The organism is Mesorhizobium sp. 01N446, assembly GCF_056399285.1.
On sequence record NZ_JBFTRA010000001.1, the window covers coordinates 1,300,506 to 1,315,709 of the forward strand.

Consider the following 15,204-nt stretch of genomic DNA (forward strand, 5'->3'; position numbering starts at 1 on the left):
TGCGGCTTTTGGGGGACGACATGCATCAAGACAAAGACCTGAAGCGCGTCGTCGCACCCTTCGCGCCGCTGCGGGCTTCAGCCCAGCCCATCCCGAGCGAGGCTGACGACGAGTTGATCGATGCCCGGATCGTCGAGCCTGACGACATGCGCCATGCGGATCGCATGGCGTGGCCGGATACCGGACATATCCTGCCGCATGATGACCGATACGAATGCCGGCCCGGCCTCGGTCAGAAGCATGGCCTTGCCCGTCAGCACCGGTTCGGAGATGGGAGCCCACTGCACGGAGATCAGCGACGGTTCGCCGGTCTGGCGACGGTTGACGCCGCTGAAATAGATCCAGTTCAGGCGCGAGATGGCCACGCCATAGTGGTTGCCGCGCGCCCGCGCCCATGTCGAGCCACGGCGCTCCGACCATCCGGTGACCCGGCGGAATGTGACCAGTTCGGCTTCGCGACGCACGAAGGTTACCGACCGCATCAAGAGGTCGGGGCGGGTGGGGATCGAAAAGTAGGTGAAATAGGTGCCGCCCGCGATCGACGGGGCGGGCGGGCGGATCATCTGATTGAACAGGCTTTCGGAAATCGGCGGCAGGCCGGGGTCCCTGTGCTCGGGGGCGCCGGGGTCCTGGTAGAGTTGCGCTTCGTCGATGCGAAAGTAGTCGCAGATCAGCTTGGCCGTGGCCTTGTTCGGAACGGTCTGCCCTTGCAGGTAACGCTCGAATTGCGTGCGGTTGATACCCAACTCACGGCACACCGCGCTAACGGAGGCATGGTCCTTGCAGAGCCGTCTGAGATTTGCAGCGAGGTTCTCGCGAATGGACACGTCTATGCTTTCGCAGGCGAATTCTTCATTTCGACTCAGGAATCCATATAGCGCCTTCGGTCGCCCCCGCCGAAACGCCTTGTCACAACACACAGAAAAAACTGATTTGATAACGCCACTCTAACGGGGCGACTTCCAAAAAAAATAGCGGCGATTCGGCAACGGCCATCGCCATAAGTCCAATTGACAATTGCCTTGCCCCGAGATCGCGCGAAACGGCTGTGGCTTTTGTTGGGGGGACATTGGCGCGGCGAGCCGCTTAACGCGATTTACCGCATGGTGCCCGCGTCTTGTTGGCGCGTAGAAAAGTGGAAACCGGAAATTCCGCTGGTGGAGCTGAGGAGGATCGAACTCCTGACCTCGTCATTGCGAACGACGCGCTCTCCCAGCTGAGCTACAGCCCCGTCCAACGGATGGCGCATTTATCGGGCGTGGCGGATTTCTGTCAAGGCGGCGTTTTGCCGAAATCCTCATTGCCTGGCGCGCCGGCCGGCGGCCCTTGCCGGTTTGGCGCGCAATGGCTACATGTCGGCAACAATTGGAGACCGGCATGCTCGCCCTCATTCAAACCATCGTCATGGCGCTTGACCTCTATTGGTGGATCATCATCGCCTCGGCGATCTTTTCCTGGCTCTACGCCTTCAATGTCGTCAATTCGCGCAACCAGTTCGTCGGCAGCATCGGCAACATGCTCTACCGGCTGACCGAGCCGGCGCTGCGGCCGATCCGCCGCTTCATGCCGGACCTTGGCGGCATCGACATCTCGCCGATCATCCTGTTGCTGCTGCTGTTCTTCATCAGGCAGTTCATTCTCACGACGGTGGCACCGCTGGTGCTGTAAGCCTGGCGATCGCATGAGCGCGCCGCTCCGCATCCGCGGGAACGGCATCGACCTGTTCGTGCGGCTGACGCCAAAATCTTCCGTGGACAGGGTCGAAGGCGTCGAAACGGCCGCGGACGGACGCAGCCATTTGAAGGCGCGGGTGCGCGCCGTGCCGGAAAACGGCGCCGCCAATCAAGCGCTGGAGAGACTGGTTGCCAAGACGCTGGGCGTGGCGGCGTCGGCTGTTTCGGTGGTCGCCGGCGGCACAAGCCGGCTGAAGACTGTGCGCATCGTGGGTGATCCGGAGGCGCTGGTGCAGCGCGTTGAGGCGCTCGGCCCGTAGCGCCAGGATCGTTGAGGGCGTCCCCCTCATCCGGCCGCTTCGCGGCCACCTTCTCCCCAAGGGGGAGAAGAGAAAAGCGTCGGCGCTGACTGGCTCCTCTCCCCCTCGGGGAGAGGTCGGATTGTCCCGAATTGCCCTTCGCAATTCGGTTGGCAATCCGGGTGAGGGGGCAGCTGCCCGTGATCATCCCCGTCCGCCCTCAGTCCCCGAGGGGCAGCCTAGGATCGTCGACCTTCAGCGTGTTCACGCTCTGCTTGATGCGGCGCAGCTTCTCCAGCACCTTCGGGCCGCGCGTTTCGGCCACCGACGTCACGATCATGTCGACGATCGCCAGCAGCGCGTAGCGCGAGGATGTCGGCTTGTAGATGTTGCCGTCCTCGAGCGGCTGCAGATGAATGACCGTGTCGGCGGCTTTGGCCAGGGCCGAATCGGGCGCGGTGATGGCGACCGTGGTGGCGCCATATTGCTGGGCGACCTGCACCGCCTCGATGACCGAGCGGGCATAGCCGGAGACGGAAAAGGCGACCAGCGTGGTTTCCGGCGTGGCGACGGCGGCGTACATGCGCTGCAACTGGCCATCGATCTGCGCCAACACCGGCAGGCCGAGCCGGAACATCCGGTTCTGCATCTCGGTCGCCATCATCGATGAGATGCCGCCGGAGCCGATGCACAGCACATTGCCCGACGTCGCCAGCCGCTCGGCGACGGCGACCAGCGTCGTCATGTCGAGGTTCTCGCTGGCGCGCTGGATGGCCGAGATCGCCGCTTCGGTGATGGCCGACGCGATGCGCTGTTCGCGGGCGTCGCGGCTCAGCGGTTCGGGCGACAGATACTGGCCGCCAATGGCGATGGCCTGGGCCAGGTAGAATTTGAAGTCGCGCAGGCCCTCGCAGCCGAGGTTGCGGCAGAAGCGGGTCACCGTCGGTTCGCTGACGCCGACGCGCGCGGCGATCTCGGAGATGGCCGCCTTGGAAGCGAAATCGAGATCGGACAGCACAAGGCCGGCCAGCCGGCGGTCCGACTTGGTGCCGTCCTGCGACATCAGCTGCAGCCGCGTGATGATGTCGGCCGGCGTCTTCATGCCCGTGTTTTCGTCCTCATGCTTGCGCCTCGGTCTTCATCTCGGTCGCTTCACAACGGCAGGCCCGTCGCCTTGTCGAACAGATGGATGTTGCCGGGATCGACGGAGACCGGCAACAGGTCGCCCGGCCTGACCGGCACCCGGTCGCGGAACACGGCGCGTACCGTATCGGAGCCGATCGCGCCATAGACATGGGTCTCGGAGCCGGTCGGCTCGACGACATCCACCTTGAGCGCCATGGCGTCGGCGGCCTCGCCGATGATGAAGTGCTCGGGCCGGATGCCGGCCTCCACGGCGCCGTCCGCCGGCACCGCCTTGCCGGTAAGTGCAAGCCGGCCGCCGCCGGCCGATTCGAACCAGCTTTTCCCGGGCGTCGACTTGAGAGCCCCGGAGACAAAGCTCATCGACGGCGAGCCGAGGAAGCCGGCGACGAACTTGTTGGCCGGCCGGTCATAGAGCTCGAGCGGCGCGCCGACCTGCTGGATCCGGCCACGGTCCATCACGACGATGCGGTCGGCCATGGTCATGGCTTCGATCTGGTCATGTGTGACATAGACGATGGTCGATTTCAGCCGCTGGTGCAGCGCCTTGATCTCGGTGCGCATCTGCACGCGCAACTGCGCGTCGAGATTGCTGAGCGGTTCGTCGAACAGGAACACCGAGGGTTCGCGCACGATGGCGCGGCCCATGGCAACACGCTGGCGCTGGCCGCCCGAAAGCTGGCGGGGATAGCGGTCGAGATAGGAGAAGAGGTTGAGCACGCCTGAGGCCTTCTTGACCTTGTCATCGATCGCGGCGCGGTTCTCGCCACGGATCTTCGGGCCGAAGCCGATATTGTCCGCCGCCTTCAAGTGCGGGAACAGCGCATAGGACTGGAACACCATGGCGATGTTGCGCTGCTGCGGCGGCAAATCGTTGGCGCGTGTGCCGCCGATGAGAAGATCGCCCGAGCTGATCGTCTCCAGGCCGGCCAGCATGCGCAGCAAGGTCGACTTGCCGCAGCCGGACGGGCCGACCAGCACGACGAACTCGCCGGTCTTGATGTCGAGGTTGATGTCCTCGAGGATTTTATGCTGGCCAAAGGATTTCGACAGGTTGCGAAACAGGACGTCGGTCATGGTCACGCTCCCAATATGTCGTCGATGAACGGCAGGCAGCCGGCGGTCAGCCCGGCATCCACGGGCATCACCACGCCTGTTACGCCCGAGGCGCGGTCCGAGGCAAGGAAAGCCACGGCTTCGGCCACTTCCGTGGCGTCGACGATGCGGCCGAGCGGGTAGAGCCGCTTGAGCTTGCCCAGGATTTCCGGATCCTTGGCGAGGCGATGGTCCCAGGCGGCGGTGCGGATCGATCCGGGGCAGACGACATTGGCGCGCACGCCGCTGCGGCCGAGCTCGACGGCGATCGATTTGGCATAGGCGTTGATGCCGGCCTTGGCGGCGGCATAGGCCGGATTGCCGAAATGCGCGATGGCGTTGACCGAGGAGATGAAGACGACGCTGCCTGAACCGCGCGCGGCCATCGCCTTCACAAGTGGGTCGGCGAAAGTCATCACCCCGGTCAGATTGAGGTCGATCTCGTGCTCGATCTTGTCGGCACTGAGCGCGGACATCGTCTCGGCGCGCGTCCAGCCGGCATTGTTGATCAGGATGTCGGGCACGCCGTCCTTGTCCAGCACGGCGGCGATCCCGGCCTCGATCGAAGCCCGGTCGAGAAGGTTGAAGACATGGCGCGAGGCAAGGTGCGGGCTTGCCAGCGCCTCCTGCGACTGGTCGCAGCCGACCACCCGAGCGCCCCTCCCAGCCAGCAATGCGACGATCGCCGAGCCAAGGCCGCCGCCGGCACCGGTGACGACGACAGTGCGGCCTTCGAATTCGGCTTTCGAAACCACGGCGCTTGCTCCTCCCACAGGTCAGGCAGATGCCGGCAGGCTACTGAAAGGAATGTAATTAAGCAACATGATAATCCACTTGCATGCGCTGAATTCCTCGATAATGTAGGAAAGTCACATAAATCTTGTGCCAGCCATCGGCGCAGGGAGCGCAAATGCGCGAAACAATGGGAGAGATCAGATGAGCCTAGCCAAATGGACTGTCGGCCTGATGGCCGGAATGAGCATGCTGGCCTTCGCGGCGCAGGCGAATGCGGGTGAAGTGCGCGTCACAGTCGCCGAATACAGCGCCAAGACCGGTCCGTATTTCGAGGAGGTCAAAAAGGAATTCGAGGCGAAGAATCCCGGCATCACCGTCAAGTTCGAAGTCGTGCCGTGGGACGTGCTGTTGCAGAAGCTGACCACCGACATCACCGCCGGCACCAATGCGGATCTGTCGATCATCGGTACACGCTGGCTGATCGACTTCGTCCAGCAGGATGTCGCCGAACCGCTGGACGGCTATATCACGCCGGAATTCAAGGGCCGCTTCATCGACACCTTCCTGTCGCCCTCGATCATGAGCGGCAAGACCTACGGCCTGCCGATCGCCGCCTCGGCGCGCGCCATGTACTACAACAAGGAGCTGTTCGAGAAGGCCGGTATCGCCAAGCCGCCGGCAACCTGGACCGAGTTGCAGGACGATGCGCGCAAGATCAAGGCGCTGGGAACCGGCGCCTTCGGCTTCGGCCTGCAAGGCAAGGAGATCGAGACCGACGTCTATTATTACTACGCCATGTGGTCGCAAGGCACCGAAATCCTCAACAAGGACGGCACGTCGGGCCTCGGCACGCCGGGCGCGCTCGAAGCCGCCAAGCTCTACAAGTCGATGATCGACGAAGGGCTGACCGAGCCCGGTGTGACCTCCAACAACCGCGAGGACGTGCAGAACCTGTTCAAGCAGGGCAAGGTCGGCATGATGATCACCGCGCCCTTCCTGTCCAACCAGATCAAGGACGAGGCGCCGAAACTGAAATACGGCGTGGCGGCCATTCCGGCTGGCCCGACCGGGGCGCGCGGTACCTATGGCGTCACCGATTCCATGATCATGTTCAAGAATTCCAAGAACAAGGATGAGGCCTGGAAGCTGATGGACTTCCTGTTCACCACGGAACAGCGCGCCAAGTTCACGCAAGGCGAAGGCTTCCTGCCGGTGAACAAGGAAGAGGCCAAGATGGATTACTACGTCAACAATGCGGATCTCGCCGCCTTCACCGCGCTGTTGCCCGACGCCCGCTTCGCGCCGGTCATTCCAGGCTGGGAAGAAGTTGCCCAGATCACGTCTGACGCAATGCAGAAGATCTATCTCGGCGGCGACCCCGAGGCAGGCCTGAAGGACGCGGCGGCCAAGGCCAACGCCGTGCTGAAGAAGTAGCTCGACAAATAGGGCGTATCTCCCTGCGCCCCGTGGCGCGCCCCAGACTCAGGCGGGGCGCGCCACTCCCTTGGATGAAGCATGCAGCGGCTCCCACGAGAATGGAGAAGGCCGACAAGGCAATCACTCCGGATAAAAGGATAAATCGCCAACGTCAGCGCCGCCCCTCATCGCCCTGCCGGGCATTTCTCCCTGTATAGTGACGGGGAGAAAGGGCTGGCCGCGACCCCGGCGCCCTTCTTGGCACGCTGGCGATTGGCGAAGGCAGCGATGGAAGCGCCCCTCTCCCCGTCACTATACGGGGAGAGGGTGCCGGCAGGCAGGTGAGGGGCGGCGCAAACGCCGGGAAAGAGTTGAAACTGAGCGCCTAAAAAGAACAAGTGAGTATTAGCCAGGCTGGCAAGCCAGCACTACGGATGCCTCGCAACGCGGTACGAACCAGCCGATGCAAAATCGTTTCCTGCCCTATCTCCTGACCTTGCCCAGCCTGTTCCTGGCGGCGGTGGTCATCTTCTGGCCGGTCTGGGACCTGATCCAGATCTCGACGCATGACGTCAACCGTTTCGGCCAGTTGCGCGAGTTCAGCGGCCTTGCCAATTTCGCCGCCCTTGCGGCCGATCCCGATTTCGTAGCGGCGCTCTGGCGCACGGGGCTGTGGACCGTGCTGGTGGTCGGCGGCGCGCTGCTCCTGTCGGTGCCGGTGGCGATGATCCTCAACACCGATTTTTATGGCCGTGGCCTCGCACGCGTCATCATCATGCTGCCCTGGGCGGTGTCGCTGACCATGACGGCGGTGGTCTGGCGCTGGGCACTGAGCGGCGAAAGCGGCATGCTGAATTCGGCGCTGCTTGGCCTTGGCCTGATTGACCACAACATCCAGTGGCTGGCCAGCGCCGAGACGGCGTTCCCGATGCAGGTGCTGATCGGCATATTGGTGACGGTGCCGTTCACCACGACGATCTTCCTCGGCGGCCTGTCCTCGATCCCGGACGATCTCTACGAGGCGGCGGCGCTCGAAGGCGCAACGCCGCTGCAGCAGTTCCGCGAGATCACCTTTCCGCTCTTGAAACCGTTCATCAACATCGCCATCGTGCTCAACACCATCTACGTCTTCAATTCCTTCCCGATCATCTGGGTGATGACGCAGGGCGGGCCGGCCAACTCGACCGATATCCTGGTCACCCACCTCTACAAGCTCGCCTTCCGCATCGGCAAACTGGGCGAAGCCTCGGCGGTCTCCCTGGTGATGTTCGCCATTTTGCTGGTCTTCACCATGATCTATGTGCGGTTGGCCATGCGGGAGCAGCGGGCATGAACAGCAAGCTGAAACGCACAATCATCGCCTGGCTGTTGTTGGCCCCCTTGATCGTGGTGACGCTCTTTCCCTTCGCGGTGATGTTCCTCACCGCGGTCAAGCCAAGGCAGGAGGTGCTGTCGCCGACATGGTGGCCGAGCGAGTTCCGCTGGTCCAACTTCTCCGACATGTGGGTGGCGACGGGCTTCGGCCAGGCGCTGGCCAATTCACTCTATGTCTCGGTGATCGCCACGGTCGGCGCCATCCTCATCTCCGTTCCCGCTGCCTATGCCATGTCGCGGTTTCGCTTTGCGGGCTACGGCGCCTTCCGCCAGTTCCTGCTGATCTCGCAGATGATCTCGCCGATCGTGCTGGTGCTCGGCCTGTTCCGGCTGATGGCGGCCTGGGGGCTGGTCGAATCGACCACGGCGCTCGGCTTCATCTACATGGCCTTCAACGTCGCCTTCACCGTGTGGATGCTGCAGAGCTATTTCGACACCATCCCGCGCGATCTAGAGGAGGCGGCCTGGATGGAAGGCGCCGGCCGCTGGCTGACGCTGCGAAAAGTGTTCCTGCCGCTCTGCCTGCCGGCGATCGCGGTCACCGCCATCTTCACCTTCATCAACGCCTGGAACGAGTTCGTCGTGGCGCTGACCATGCTGCGCAGCCAGGAGAGCTACACGCTACCGATCCAGGTCTTTTCGCTCGTCGCCGGGCGCTACACGATCGAGTGGCATCACGTGATGGCGGCGACACTGCTGGCGACCTTGCCGGTGGCGATCCTGTTCATCTGGCTGCAGCGCTACCTGGTGCGCGGGCTGGCGCTCGGGGCCGTCAAATAGAGTTGCATTCCACGGAGCTTACATGCGCATCTTCACCGCCTCGCTGGCGACGGAAACCAACACCTTTTCGCCGGTGCCGACGGACCGGGCCTCGTTCGAGATGGCCTTCTATGCCGGGCCGGGAAACCATCCGGAGACGCCGACTTTGTGCTCCTCCCCGATCGTCGCCTTGCGCCGGCGCGCGGCAAAAGAAGGGCTGACCGTGATCGAAGGCACCGCCACCTGGGCCGAGCCCGGCGGCCTGTTACAGCGGCAGACTTTCGAAGCGCTGCGCGACGAAATCCTCGACCAGTTGAAGGCGGCTTTGCCGGTCGACGCCGTCATTCTCGGCCTGCATGGCGCCATGGTGGCGCAGGGCTATGACGATTGCGAAGGCGATCTGCTGGAACGTGTGCGCGGGATTGTCGGGCCCGATGTGGTGATCGCCTCGGAGTTCGATCCGCACAGCCATCTGACGCCCAAGCGCGTGGCGGCGTCCGACATCATGGCCTATTTCCTCGAATTCCCGCACACCGATTTTTACGAGCGCGGCGAGCATGTCGTGGAACTCGGGCTGGCGGCCGCGCGCGGCGAGATCAAGCCGGTCATTTCGACCTTCGACTGCCGCATGATCCAGGTGCTGCCGACCAGCCGCGAACCGATGCGCTCCTTCGTCGACCGCATCAAGGCGCTTCACGGCAAGGACGGGGTGCTGTCGGTCTCCGTCATCCACGGCTTCATGGCGGCCGACGTGCCGGAAATGGGCACGCGCATCCTCGTCGTCACCGACAATGACAAGGCCAAGGGCGACGCGCTGGCGGAGCGGCTGGGACGCGAGCTCTACGAACTGCGCGAAAAGACGGCGATGACGATGCTTGATACCGCCGACGGCATCGACCGGGCGCTGGCGGTGCGCGCCATGAACCCCGCCAAACCCGTGGTCATCGCCGACGTCTGGGACAATCCCGGTGGCGGCGTTCCCGGCGACGGCACCTTCGTGCTGCGCGAGATGTTGGCGCGTGGGCTAGACAGATTCGGCGTGGCGACGATCTGGGACCCGATCGCGGTGACCTTCTGCCTGGCGGCGGGAGAGGGCGCCGTCATCGACCTGCGTTTCGGCGGCAAGGCCGGGCCGCAGGCGGGCGAGCCGATCGACGCGCGCGTCACGGTGCTGAAGGCCGTCGCCGAGGGCTGGCAGAGTTTCGGACCAAGCCGGGTGACGCTCGGGCCGACCGCGCTGATCCGCATCGAAGGCACCGAGGTCGACATCATCCTCAACACCAACCGCACCCAGACTTTCGAACCGGATATCTTCTCCAATATCGGAGTCGATCCGCTGGGCAAGGACATGCTGCTGATCAAGTCGACCAACCATTTCTACGCCGGCTTCGAGCCGATAGCCGCCGAGATCATCTATGTCACGGCGCCGAGTTCTTATCCCAGCAATCCGGCGGTGACGGATTACAGGAAGCTGAAGCGGCCGGTGTGGCCGAGGGTGAAGGACCCGTGGCGTTGATAATCTCCCCCCTTGAGGGGGAGATGTCGCCGAAGGCGACAGAGGGGGTCGCCTAACGTAGAGCGCTAGCCTCCTCCGCCGCAGGAGGTTGAGTCCAGTCGGACCGACCCCCTCTGGCCGCTTTGCGGCCATCTCCCCCTCAAGGGGGGAGATTACCAGCGCTACACCAGCCCGCGCTTCACCATCATCGCCTCCGGCGACGGCATCTTGCCGCGGAAGGCCGTGTAAAGTTCTTCCGGGTCCTTCGAGCCGCCGGCGGCGTAGATGTTCTTCCTCAGCCGCTCGGCCAATGCCGGATTGAAGGGATCGCCCGTCTCTTCGAAGGCGGAGAAGGCATCGGCGTCGAGCACTTCCGACCACATGTAGGAATAGTAGCCGGCCGAATAGCCGTCGCCCGAGAAGACATGGCCGAAATGCGGGGTGCGATGGCGCATCGCAATGGTGTCGGGCATGTCGAGTTCTGCCAACGTTTCGGCTTCGAAACGAAGCGGCTCGGCCGGGGCATCGGGCCGGGCGTGATAGGCCATGTCCATCAAGGCGGAAGACGTGAATTCCACCGTGGCGAAGCCGGCGCCGAAGGTGCGCGTGGCCAGCATCTTGTCGAGCAGCGCCTTGGGCATCGGCTTGCCGGTCTTGACGTGCAGCGCGTGCTTTTCCAGCACCGCCGGCACGGTCAGCCAGTGTTCGTAGAGCTGCGAGGGCAGTTCGACGAAATCGCGGCTGACCGAGGTGCCCGCAACCGACGGCCAGGTGACGTCGGTCAGCATGCCGTGCAGCGCATGGCCGAATTCGTGGAACAGCGTCTTCGCCTCGTCGACCGACAGCAGTGCCGGCTCGCCTGCCGGCGGCTTGGCGAAGTTCATGATGTTGTAGATCACCGGCTTCGAGCCGTGGCCGAGCCTATAGCCGGACTTCAGCGCGCTCATCCAGGCGCCGGAACGCTTCGAAGGCCGTGCGAAATAATCGGCGAGGAACAGGCCGCGCTCGCTGCCATCGGCATTTTTCACCGCGAAGACGCGCGCGTCGGGGTGCCAGGCGGCGATGCCCTTCTTCTCCTCGAAGGTGATGCCGAACAGTCTTGTCGCGACATCGAAGCAGGCGTCGATGACGCGGTCGAGCTGCAGATAGGGCTTCAGCTCCGCCTCATCGAACGCGAATTTTTCCGCGCGCAGCTTCTCCTGGTAGAAGCGCCAGTCCCAGGCGGCGAATTTCTCGTTGCTGCCGGCTTCCGCCGCCAGCCGCTCCAACTCCTTCTGGTCGGCAGCGGCCTTTTCCAGCGCCTTTTCCCAGACGGGGTCGAGCAGGTCGTGCACTGCCTTCGGCGTCTTGGCCATGGTGTCGTCGAGCTTCAGCGCGGCGAAGGAGGCGTAGCCGAGCAGCTTGGCCTTTTCGGCCCGCAGTTTCAGCATGTCGCGCACGACCGACGTGTTGTCGGAGGCGCCACCGTTCTGGCCGCGCATGGTGAAGGCACGGAAGGCGACCTCGCGCAGGTCGCGGCGTTCCGAGAAGGTCGCGAACGGCTCGTAGATCGAGCGCGACAAAGTAACGGCGTAGCGGCCCTTCTGGCCGCGCATCTCGGCGGCCTCGGCCATCGAGCTGCGGACGAAATCCGGCAGGCCGGCAAGATCTGATACGTCGAGGAACAGCGCCCAGTCACGCTCGTCGGCCAGCACGTTCTGGCCGAAAGTCGTGCCGAGCGACGACAGCTCCTCATTGATCCTGGCCAGCCGCTTCTTGCCCTCGGCATCGAGCTTGGCGCCAGAACGGACGAAGCCTTTCCAGGTCTTCTCCAGCACCCGAAGCGTCTCGGCGTCGAGGCCAAGGCTCTCGCGGCGCTGATAAAGGTCGTCGATGCGGGCAAACAGCTTCTCGTTCATCGAGATCGCCGAAAAATGCCTCGACATTTTCGGCGAGATGTCTCGCTCCAGCGCCTGGATGGTCTCGTTGGTGTGGGCGCCGGCGCGGCACCAGAAGATCGACGAGACTTGATCGAGCGCCTCGCCGCCGAGTTCCAGCGCTTCAAGCGTGTTCTCGATGGTCGGCGCATCCTCGTTGCCGGCGATCGCATCAATCTCGGCCTCATGCGCCTTCAGCGCGGCGTCGAAGACTGGGGAGAAATCGCCGTCGCCGATCTGGGCAAAGTCGGGCAGGCCGAGCGGCCCTTGCCACGCGGTCAGCGGATGGGCGGCGAGGTCGACGGCTTTGGTTGAGGGCATGGAGGGTCTTTCGCTGGCATCGAGGAGGAGGGGTGTCACCGATGTAGGGCGCGGCCGACGGGCCCGCAATATGGCAGCTGGCCGATCCGCCTCAATAGGCTTCGCAGTTTTCGGCGATCGCGGCTTGCGAGCTGGCGGTGATGCGGTTGTCGGCCACCGCGAAGGTTTCCTGCATCAGCATGTCATTGTCGGGGAAATCGTAGCAGGCGATCACCGTGGTGACGCCGCCTTCGCTCTTCTCGATGCGGTGGCGGATCGCGGCGCCCGCGACGGCACCTTTCCACTCGTCGAGCGAGGCGATGAACTCCTGCTTGCTCTGGACCACACCGAGGTCTTCGAGCTTGATGCGGACGTCGTCGGCAAGCAGGTCGGCAAGTTCGGTGCGGTCGGCGACCAGCAGCGCTGAATACCAGCGGTTGATGATGAAGCCGTCATCGGCGCGCGCGGCAGCGATCGCTATCAGCAGGGCGGCGGCGGTGAAAACGGCCGACCGGACGTTCCTCACCTGGCGCGCCGTGCCGTTCATTCCAGCACCGGCCGTTCGAAATCGCCGGTCTCCTTGTTCATCACCCAGAGCTCGCCGGTCGATATGTCGAACCAGGCTCCGTGCAGCGACAGCCGGCCCTTGCCTTCAAGGATCGAGACGCAGGGAAAGGTCCGGAGGTTGGCGATGGAATAGCGGATCGAGATGCGTTCAAGCGCCGTCTGGCGTTCCGCCGCCGTCATGAAAGTGCTGGAGGACACCGTTTCGGCGGCCGGCGCGATCAGGCTCATCCACTTGCCGATAAAGTCGCCGGGCGACAGCGGCGCGGAATTCGGGTCGAGCGCCGCGCGGATGCCGCCGCAACGGCCGTGGCCCATGACGACGATGTTCTTGACCTTGAGGCTCTGCACCGCGAATTCGAGCGCGGCCGAGGTCGAATGGAACTCACCGTCCGGTTCGTAAGGTGGCACCAGATTACCGACATTGCGCAGCACGAAGAGTTCGCCCGGTCCGGCGTCGAAGATCGCTTCGGGGGCCGAACGGGAATCGCAGCAGGCGACGATCATCGTCTCGGGTGCCTGCCCCTCCCGGGCGAGCTCGCGGTAGCGGCCGCTCTCGGTGAGGTAGCGGCCATTCATGAAATTGCGGTAGCCGGCGAGGAGGTGGTCAGGAAGATGAGGCATGGGCGGCTAAGGCCTTTCCGGGGTTGGAGGCGGCAGCTCGTTGCGGTCGAGAAAGCCTCTAACGGTAAAAGCCCGTCACGAGCAATGCAGAATTGTGGGGTCTGGCCATAAACGCCATGCACATAAGCGGGACGCCCGCCGACATTGTCATGCCCAGATGGCGACCGGTATGCCAAAACCGTCAGCGAGTGGCGGGTTGGGAAACGGCCTCGCCTTGCCGCTGGCGATGCGGCCGGCGATCAGCATCATGACGGCCGCATCGAGGAAATCGTCGGCGGCCGCACCGCGTGGTGGCGCCTGGTCGAGGAAGTCGATGCCACAGCCGTGCCGGTACAGCAGCGCCTTGCGCTCCGCCATGCCGGCCGGATTGACGCTGCCCTTGATCTTCTTGGGCAGCTGCATCGCCCGGTCGCCATTCAGGCGGCAGAAGGCGACTTCCGGATGCGATTCGAAGATACGGCCGCGCAGATCGGGCCGCGCGATCAACAAGGCGTCGATCTCGCGGATCTTCGAAAAGATACCGAAGGCCTGGATGGAAACGCCGCGCGGCGGATCGGATGTCGCCCTTGCCACCTCGCTTGCCCTGCGATGCGCGGCATACCAGGCTTCGATCGTGGTGAAGTCGCTGGTGTCGGCATAGAGCGCGGCGCGCGACGGGATCGAGAAGACACTGGATTGGCGTGCCCCGAGCAGCGGCCTGACCAGCGCCTCCGGGCCTCGCCCGCCTTTGCTGGAGAACTCCGGCAGGCCGATCGGCATGTCGACGGCGACAACCGCATCGCCAGGATTTGCCGCAAGCAGCGCCGCGAAACTGGCGAAGATTTCGACCGAGGGTAATGAACCGGGCTCGCGCCGCACGGCGATCCAGCCGGCCTTGCAGCCGTCGGCGCCGACCAGCACGACCCCAGCCGAAGTCACGCCCGGCGGTCCCGCCCCGGATGCGTGAGATGGCGCAACTGCACCATGGCCATCGGGTGCGACAGGCTCTGCGCGTCGGTTTCCAGCTGCAGCTCGTCGCCGCCGCGTTTTGCCGTGCGCGCCAGGATCTCGTAGACCGCCGCCGTGGTCGACTGCAGCGCCTTGATCGGCGGCTGGCCGGAAAGGATGCGGGCGAGATAGACGGCGGCCGTCAGATCGCCCAGGCCGTTCGGCGGCTTGTCGATCAGGCGATGCTCGGCGAGCAGCGCCTGGGTGCCGTCGAGCAGCAGATTGCCGGTGCCGCCGATCATCATCGACTGTGCCGAGGTGACCAGCATGGTCGGCGGTCCGGCGTGGAGCGCTGCCGCGATCACCGATTTCAGGTCCGGCAGCGGCGCGCCGGCCATCCATTCCAGCTCGTAGCGGTTGGGCGTGGCGATGTCGGCGATCGGCATCAGCCGGTCGCGCATGGCGGCGGCAGTGGGCTCGGGCACGTAGAGCCCGCCGGAATCGCCCATCACCGGATCGCAGATATAGACGGCATCCGGCGTCCTGGCCTTCACCGCCGATACCAGCGAGGCGACGGCCTCGGCCTGGCCGGACTCGCCGAGATAGCCTGATAGAACCGCGCCGACCTCGCCCAGCCATGGCGCGCGCTCGAGATCGGCCATCAGCGCCTTGAACTGATCGAGCGGCGGAACGATGCGCGTCGCCCGCCCATGGCCGGGATGCCAGGGCAGGATGACTGTCGGCACCGCCCAGACCGGAAAGCCCAGTGTCTCCAGAGCAAAGACGGCGGCGCGATTGCCGACAGAACCCCGGGCGACATGGCTGGAAATGACGATGACCGCACGCGGCGCGTCGGGTTTTTCGGCGCTCATTGTTTTTTGATT

15 protein-coding genes and 1 tRNA gene are annotated in these 15,204 nt (G+C 64.3%); 6 read left to right on the forward strand and 10 right to left on the reverse strand.

Annotation, left to right across the window (positions count from 1 at the left end; genetic code table 11):
- Positions 1-77: 77 nt before the first annotated feature.
- Positions 78-827, reverse strand: a complete 750-nt coding sequence (locus AC1DPX_RS06210; protein WP_477235267.1) for a helix-turn-helix domain-containing protein — start codon at positions 825-827, stop codon at positions 78-80.
- Between the two features lie 328 nt (positions 828-1,155).
- Positions 1,156-1,231: transfer RNA gene (locus AC1DPX_RS06215), tRNA-Ala, on the reverse strand.
- A 146-nt stretch (positions 1,232-1,377) separates the two neighbouring features.
- Between AC1DPX_RS06215 and AC1DPX_RS06220 the strand changes: the two genes are divergently transcribed.
- On the forward strand, positions 1,378-1,668 hold the full coding sequence (locus tag AC1DPX_RS06220) for a YggT family protein (protein WP_284277297.1): 291 nt from the start codon (positions 1,378-1,380) through the stop codon (positions 1,666-1,668).
- A 13-nt stretch (positions 1,669-1,681) separates the two neighbouring features.
- A complete protein-coding gene (locus AC1DPX_RS06225; protein WP_477235269.1) occupies positions 1,682-1,993 on the forward strand; it encodes a DUF167 family protein in 312 nt (103 codons plus the stop codon).
- Between the two features lie 199 nt (positions 1,994-2,192).
- Here AC1DPX_RS06225 and AC1DPX_RS06230 read toward each other — a convergent pair whose 3' ends face one another.
- The 3 genes from AC1DPX_RS06230 to AC1DPX_RS06240 are packed head-to-tail and all read right to left on the reverse strand — an operon-like array spanning position 2,193 to position 4,965.
- Positions 2,193-3,074, reverse strand: a complete 882-nt coding sequence (locus AC1DPX_RS06230; RefSeq protein WP_477235271.1) for a MurR/RpiR family transcriptional regulator — start codon at positions 3,072-3,074, stop codon at positions 2,193-2,195.
- A gap of 50 nt (positions 3,075-3,124) precedes the next feature.
- Positions 3,125-4,192, reverse strand: coding sequence for an ABC transporter ATP-binding protein (locus tag AC1DPX_RS06235; protein ID WP_477235273.1), 1,068 nt, complete (start codon positions 4,190-4,192; stop codon positions 3,125-3,127).
- Positions 4,193-4,194: 2 nt separating this feature from the next.
- Positions 4,195-4,965 carry an SDR family NAD(P)-dependent oxidoreductase gene (locus AC1DPX_RS06240; protein ID WP_477235275.1) on the reverse strand — a complete coding sequence of 257 codons (771 nt, stop codon included), beginning with the start codon at positions 4,963-4,965 and terminating at the stop codon, positions 4,195-4,197.
- 181 nt (positions 4,966-5,146) lie between these two features.
- Between AC1DPX_RS06240 and AC1DPX_RS06245 the strand changes: the two genes are divergently transcribed.
- The 4 genes from AC1DPX_RS06245 to AC1DPX_RS06260 all read left to right on the forward strand — a co-directional run bounded on the left by AC1DPX_RS06245 (position 5,147) and on the right by AC1DPX_RS06260 (position 10,010).
- Positions 5,147-6,379, forward strand: coding sequence for an ABC transporter substrate-binding protein (locus AC1DPX_RS06245; RefSeq protein WP_202357305.1), 1,233 nt, complete (start codon positions 5,147-5,149; stop codon positions 6,377-6,379).
- 445 nt (positions 6,380-6,824) lie between these two features.
- On the forward strand, positions 6,825-7,694 hold the full coding sequence (locus tag AC1DPX_RS06250) for a carbohydrate ABC transporter permease (RefSeq protein ID WP_056574965.1): 870 nt from the start codon (positions 6,825-6,827) through the stop codon (positions 7,692-7,694).
- Positions 7,691-8,515, forward strand: a complete 825-nt coding sequence (locus AC1DPX_RS06255; RefSeq protein ID WP_202357306.1) for a carbohydrate ABC transporter permease — start codon at positions 7,691-7,693, stop codon at positions 8,513-8,515. Before AC1DPX_RS06250 ends, AC1DPX_RS06255 begins: the two co-directional genes overlap by 4 nt.
- Before the next feature lie 22 nt (positions 8,516-8,537).
- Positions 8,538-10,010, forward strand: coding sequence for a M81 family metallopeptidase (locus tag AC1DPX_RS06260; RefSeq protein ID WP_477235277.1), 1,473 nt, complete (start codon positions 8,538-8,540; stop codon positions 10,008-10,010).
- A 161-nt stretch (positions 10,011-10,171) separates the two neighbouring features.
- Here AC1DPX_RS06260 and AC1DPX_RS06265 read toward each other — a convergent pair whose 3' ends face one another.
- From AC1DPX_RS06265 to pdxY, 5 genes are all read right to left on the reverse strand, one after another.
- Positions 10,172-12,226, reverse strand: a complete 2,055-nt coding sequence (locus AC1DPX_RS06265) for a M3 family metallopeptidase (RefSeq protein ID WP_477235279.1) — start codon at positions 12,224-12,226, stop codon at positions 10,172-10,174.
- A 91-nt stretch (positions 12,227-12,317) separates the two neighbouring features.
- Positions 12,318-12,752 (reverse strand): nuclear transport factor 2 family protein, encoded by a 435-nt coding sequence (locus AC1DPX_RS06270; protein WP_202357309.1) that lies wholly within the window; start codon positions 12,750-12,752, stop codon positions 12,318-12,320.
- Positions 12,749-13,393 (reverse strand): carbonic anhydrase, encoded by a 645-nt coding sequence (locus AC1DPX_RS06275; protein ID WP_202357310.1) that lies wholly within the window; start codon positions 13,391-13,393, stop codon positions 12,749-12,751. Before AC1DPX_RS06275 ends, AC1DPX_RS06270 begins: the two co-directional genes overlap by 4 nt.
- 147 nt (positions 13,394-13,540) lie before the next feature.
- Positions 13,541-14,311: a DUF429 domain-containing protein gene (locus tag AC1DPX_RS06280; protein WP_202357311.1), complete on the reverse strand. Its 771-nt coding sequence runs from the start codon at positions 14,309-14,311 to the stop codon at positions 13,541-13,543.
- The gene (gene pdxY / locus AC1DPX_RS06285) at positions 14,308-15,192 is read right to left on the reverse strand and encodes a pyridoxal kinase PdxY (protein WP_477235281.1); all 885 of its coding nucleotides are present in this window, start codon (positions 15,190-15,192) and stop codon (positions 14,308-14,310) included. The genes AC1DPX_RS06280 and pdxY overlap by 4 nt, the downstream gene beginning before the upstream one ends.
- Positions 15,193-15,204: the final 12 nt, after the last annotated feature.

Coding starts and splice junctions, on each gene's coding strand:
- AC1DPX_RS06220 (WP_284277297.1), top strand. CDS start 1,378: ATGCTCGCCCTCATTCAAACCATCGTCATGGCGCTTGACCTCTATTGG.
- AC1DPX_RS06225 (WP_477235269.1), top strand. CDS start 1,682: ATGAGCGCGCCGCTCCGCATCCGCGGGAACGGCATCGACCTGTTCGTG.
- AC1DPX_RS06230 (WP_477235271.1), bottom strand. CDS start 3,074: ATGAAGACGCCGGCCGACATCATCACGCGGCTGCAGCTGATGTCGCAG.
- AC1DPX_RS06235 (WP_477235273.1), bottom strand. CDS start 4,192: ATGACCGACGTCCTGTTTCGCAACCTGTCGAAATCCTTTGGCCAGCAT.
- AC1DPX_RS06245 (WP_202357305.1), top strand. CDS start 5,147: ATGAGCCTAGCCAAATGGACTGTCGGCCTGATGGCCGGAATGAGCATG.
- AC1DPX_RS06250 (WP_056574965.1), top strand. CDS start 6,825: ATGCAAAATCGTTTCCTGCCCTATCTCCTGACCTTGCCCAGCCTGTTC.
- AC1DPX_RS06255 (WP_202357306.1), top strand. CDS start 7,691: ATGAACAGCAAGCTGAAACGCACAATCATCGCCTGGCTGTTGTTGGCC.
- AC1DPX_RS06260 (WP_477235277.1), top strand. CDS start 8,538: ATGCGCATCTTCACCGCCTCGCTGGCGACGGAAACCAACACCTTTTCG.
- AC1DPX_RS06265 (WP_477235279.1), bottom strand. CDS start 12,226: ATGCCCTCAACCAAAGCCGTCGACCTCGCCGCCCATCCGCTGACCGCG.
- AC1DPX_RS06270 (WP_202357309.1), bottom strand. CDS start 12,752: ATGAACGGCACGGCGCGCCAGGTGAGGAACGTCCGGTCGGCCGTTTTC.
- AC1DPX_RS06275 (WP_202357310.1), bottom strand. CDS start 13,393: ATGCCTCATCTTCCTGACCACCTCCTCGCCGGCTACCGCAATTTCATG.
- pdxY (WP_477235281.1), bottom strand. CDS start 15,192: ATGAGCGCCGAAAAACCCGACGCGCCGCGTGCGGTCATCGTCATTTCC.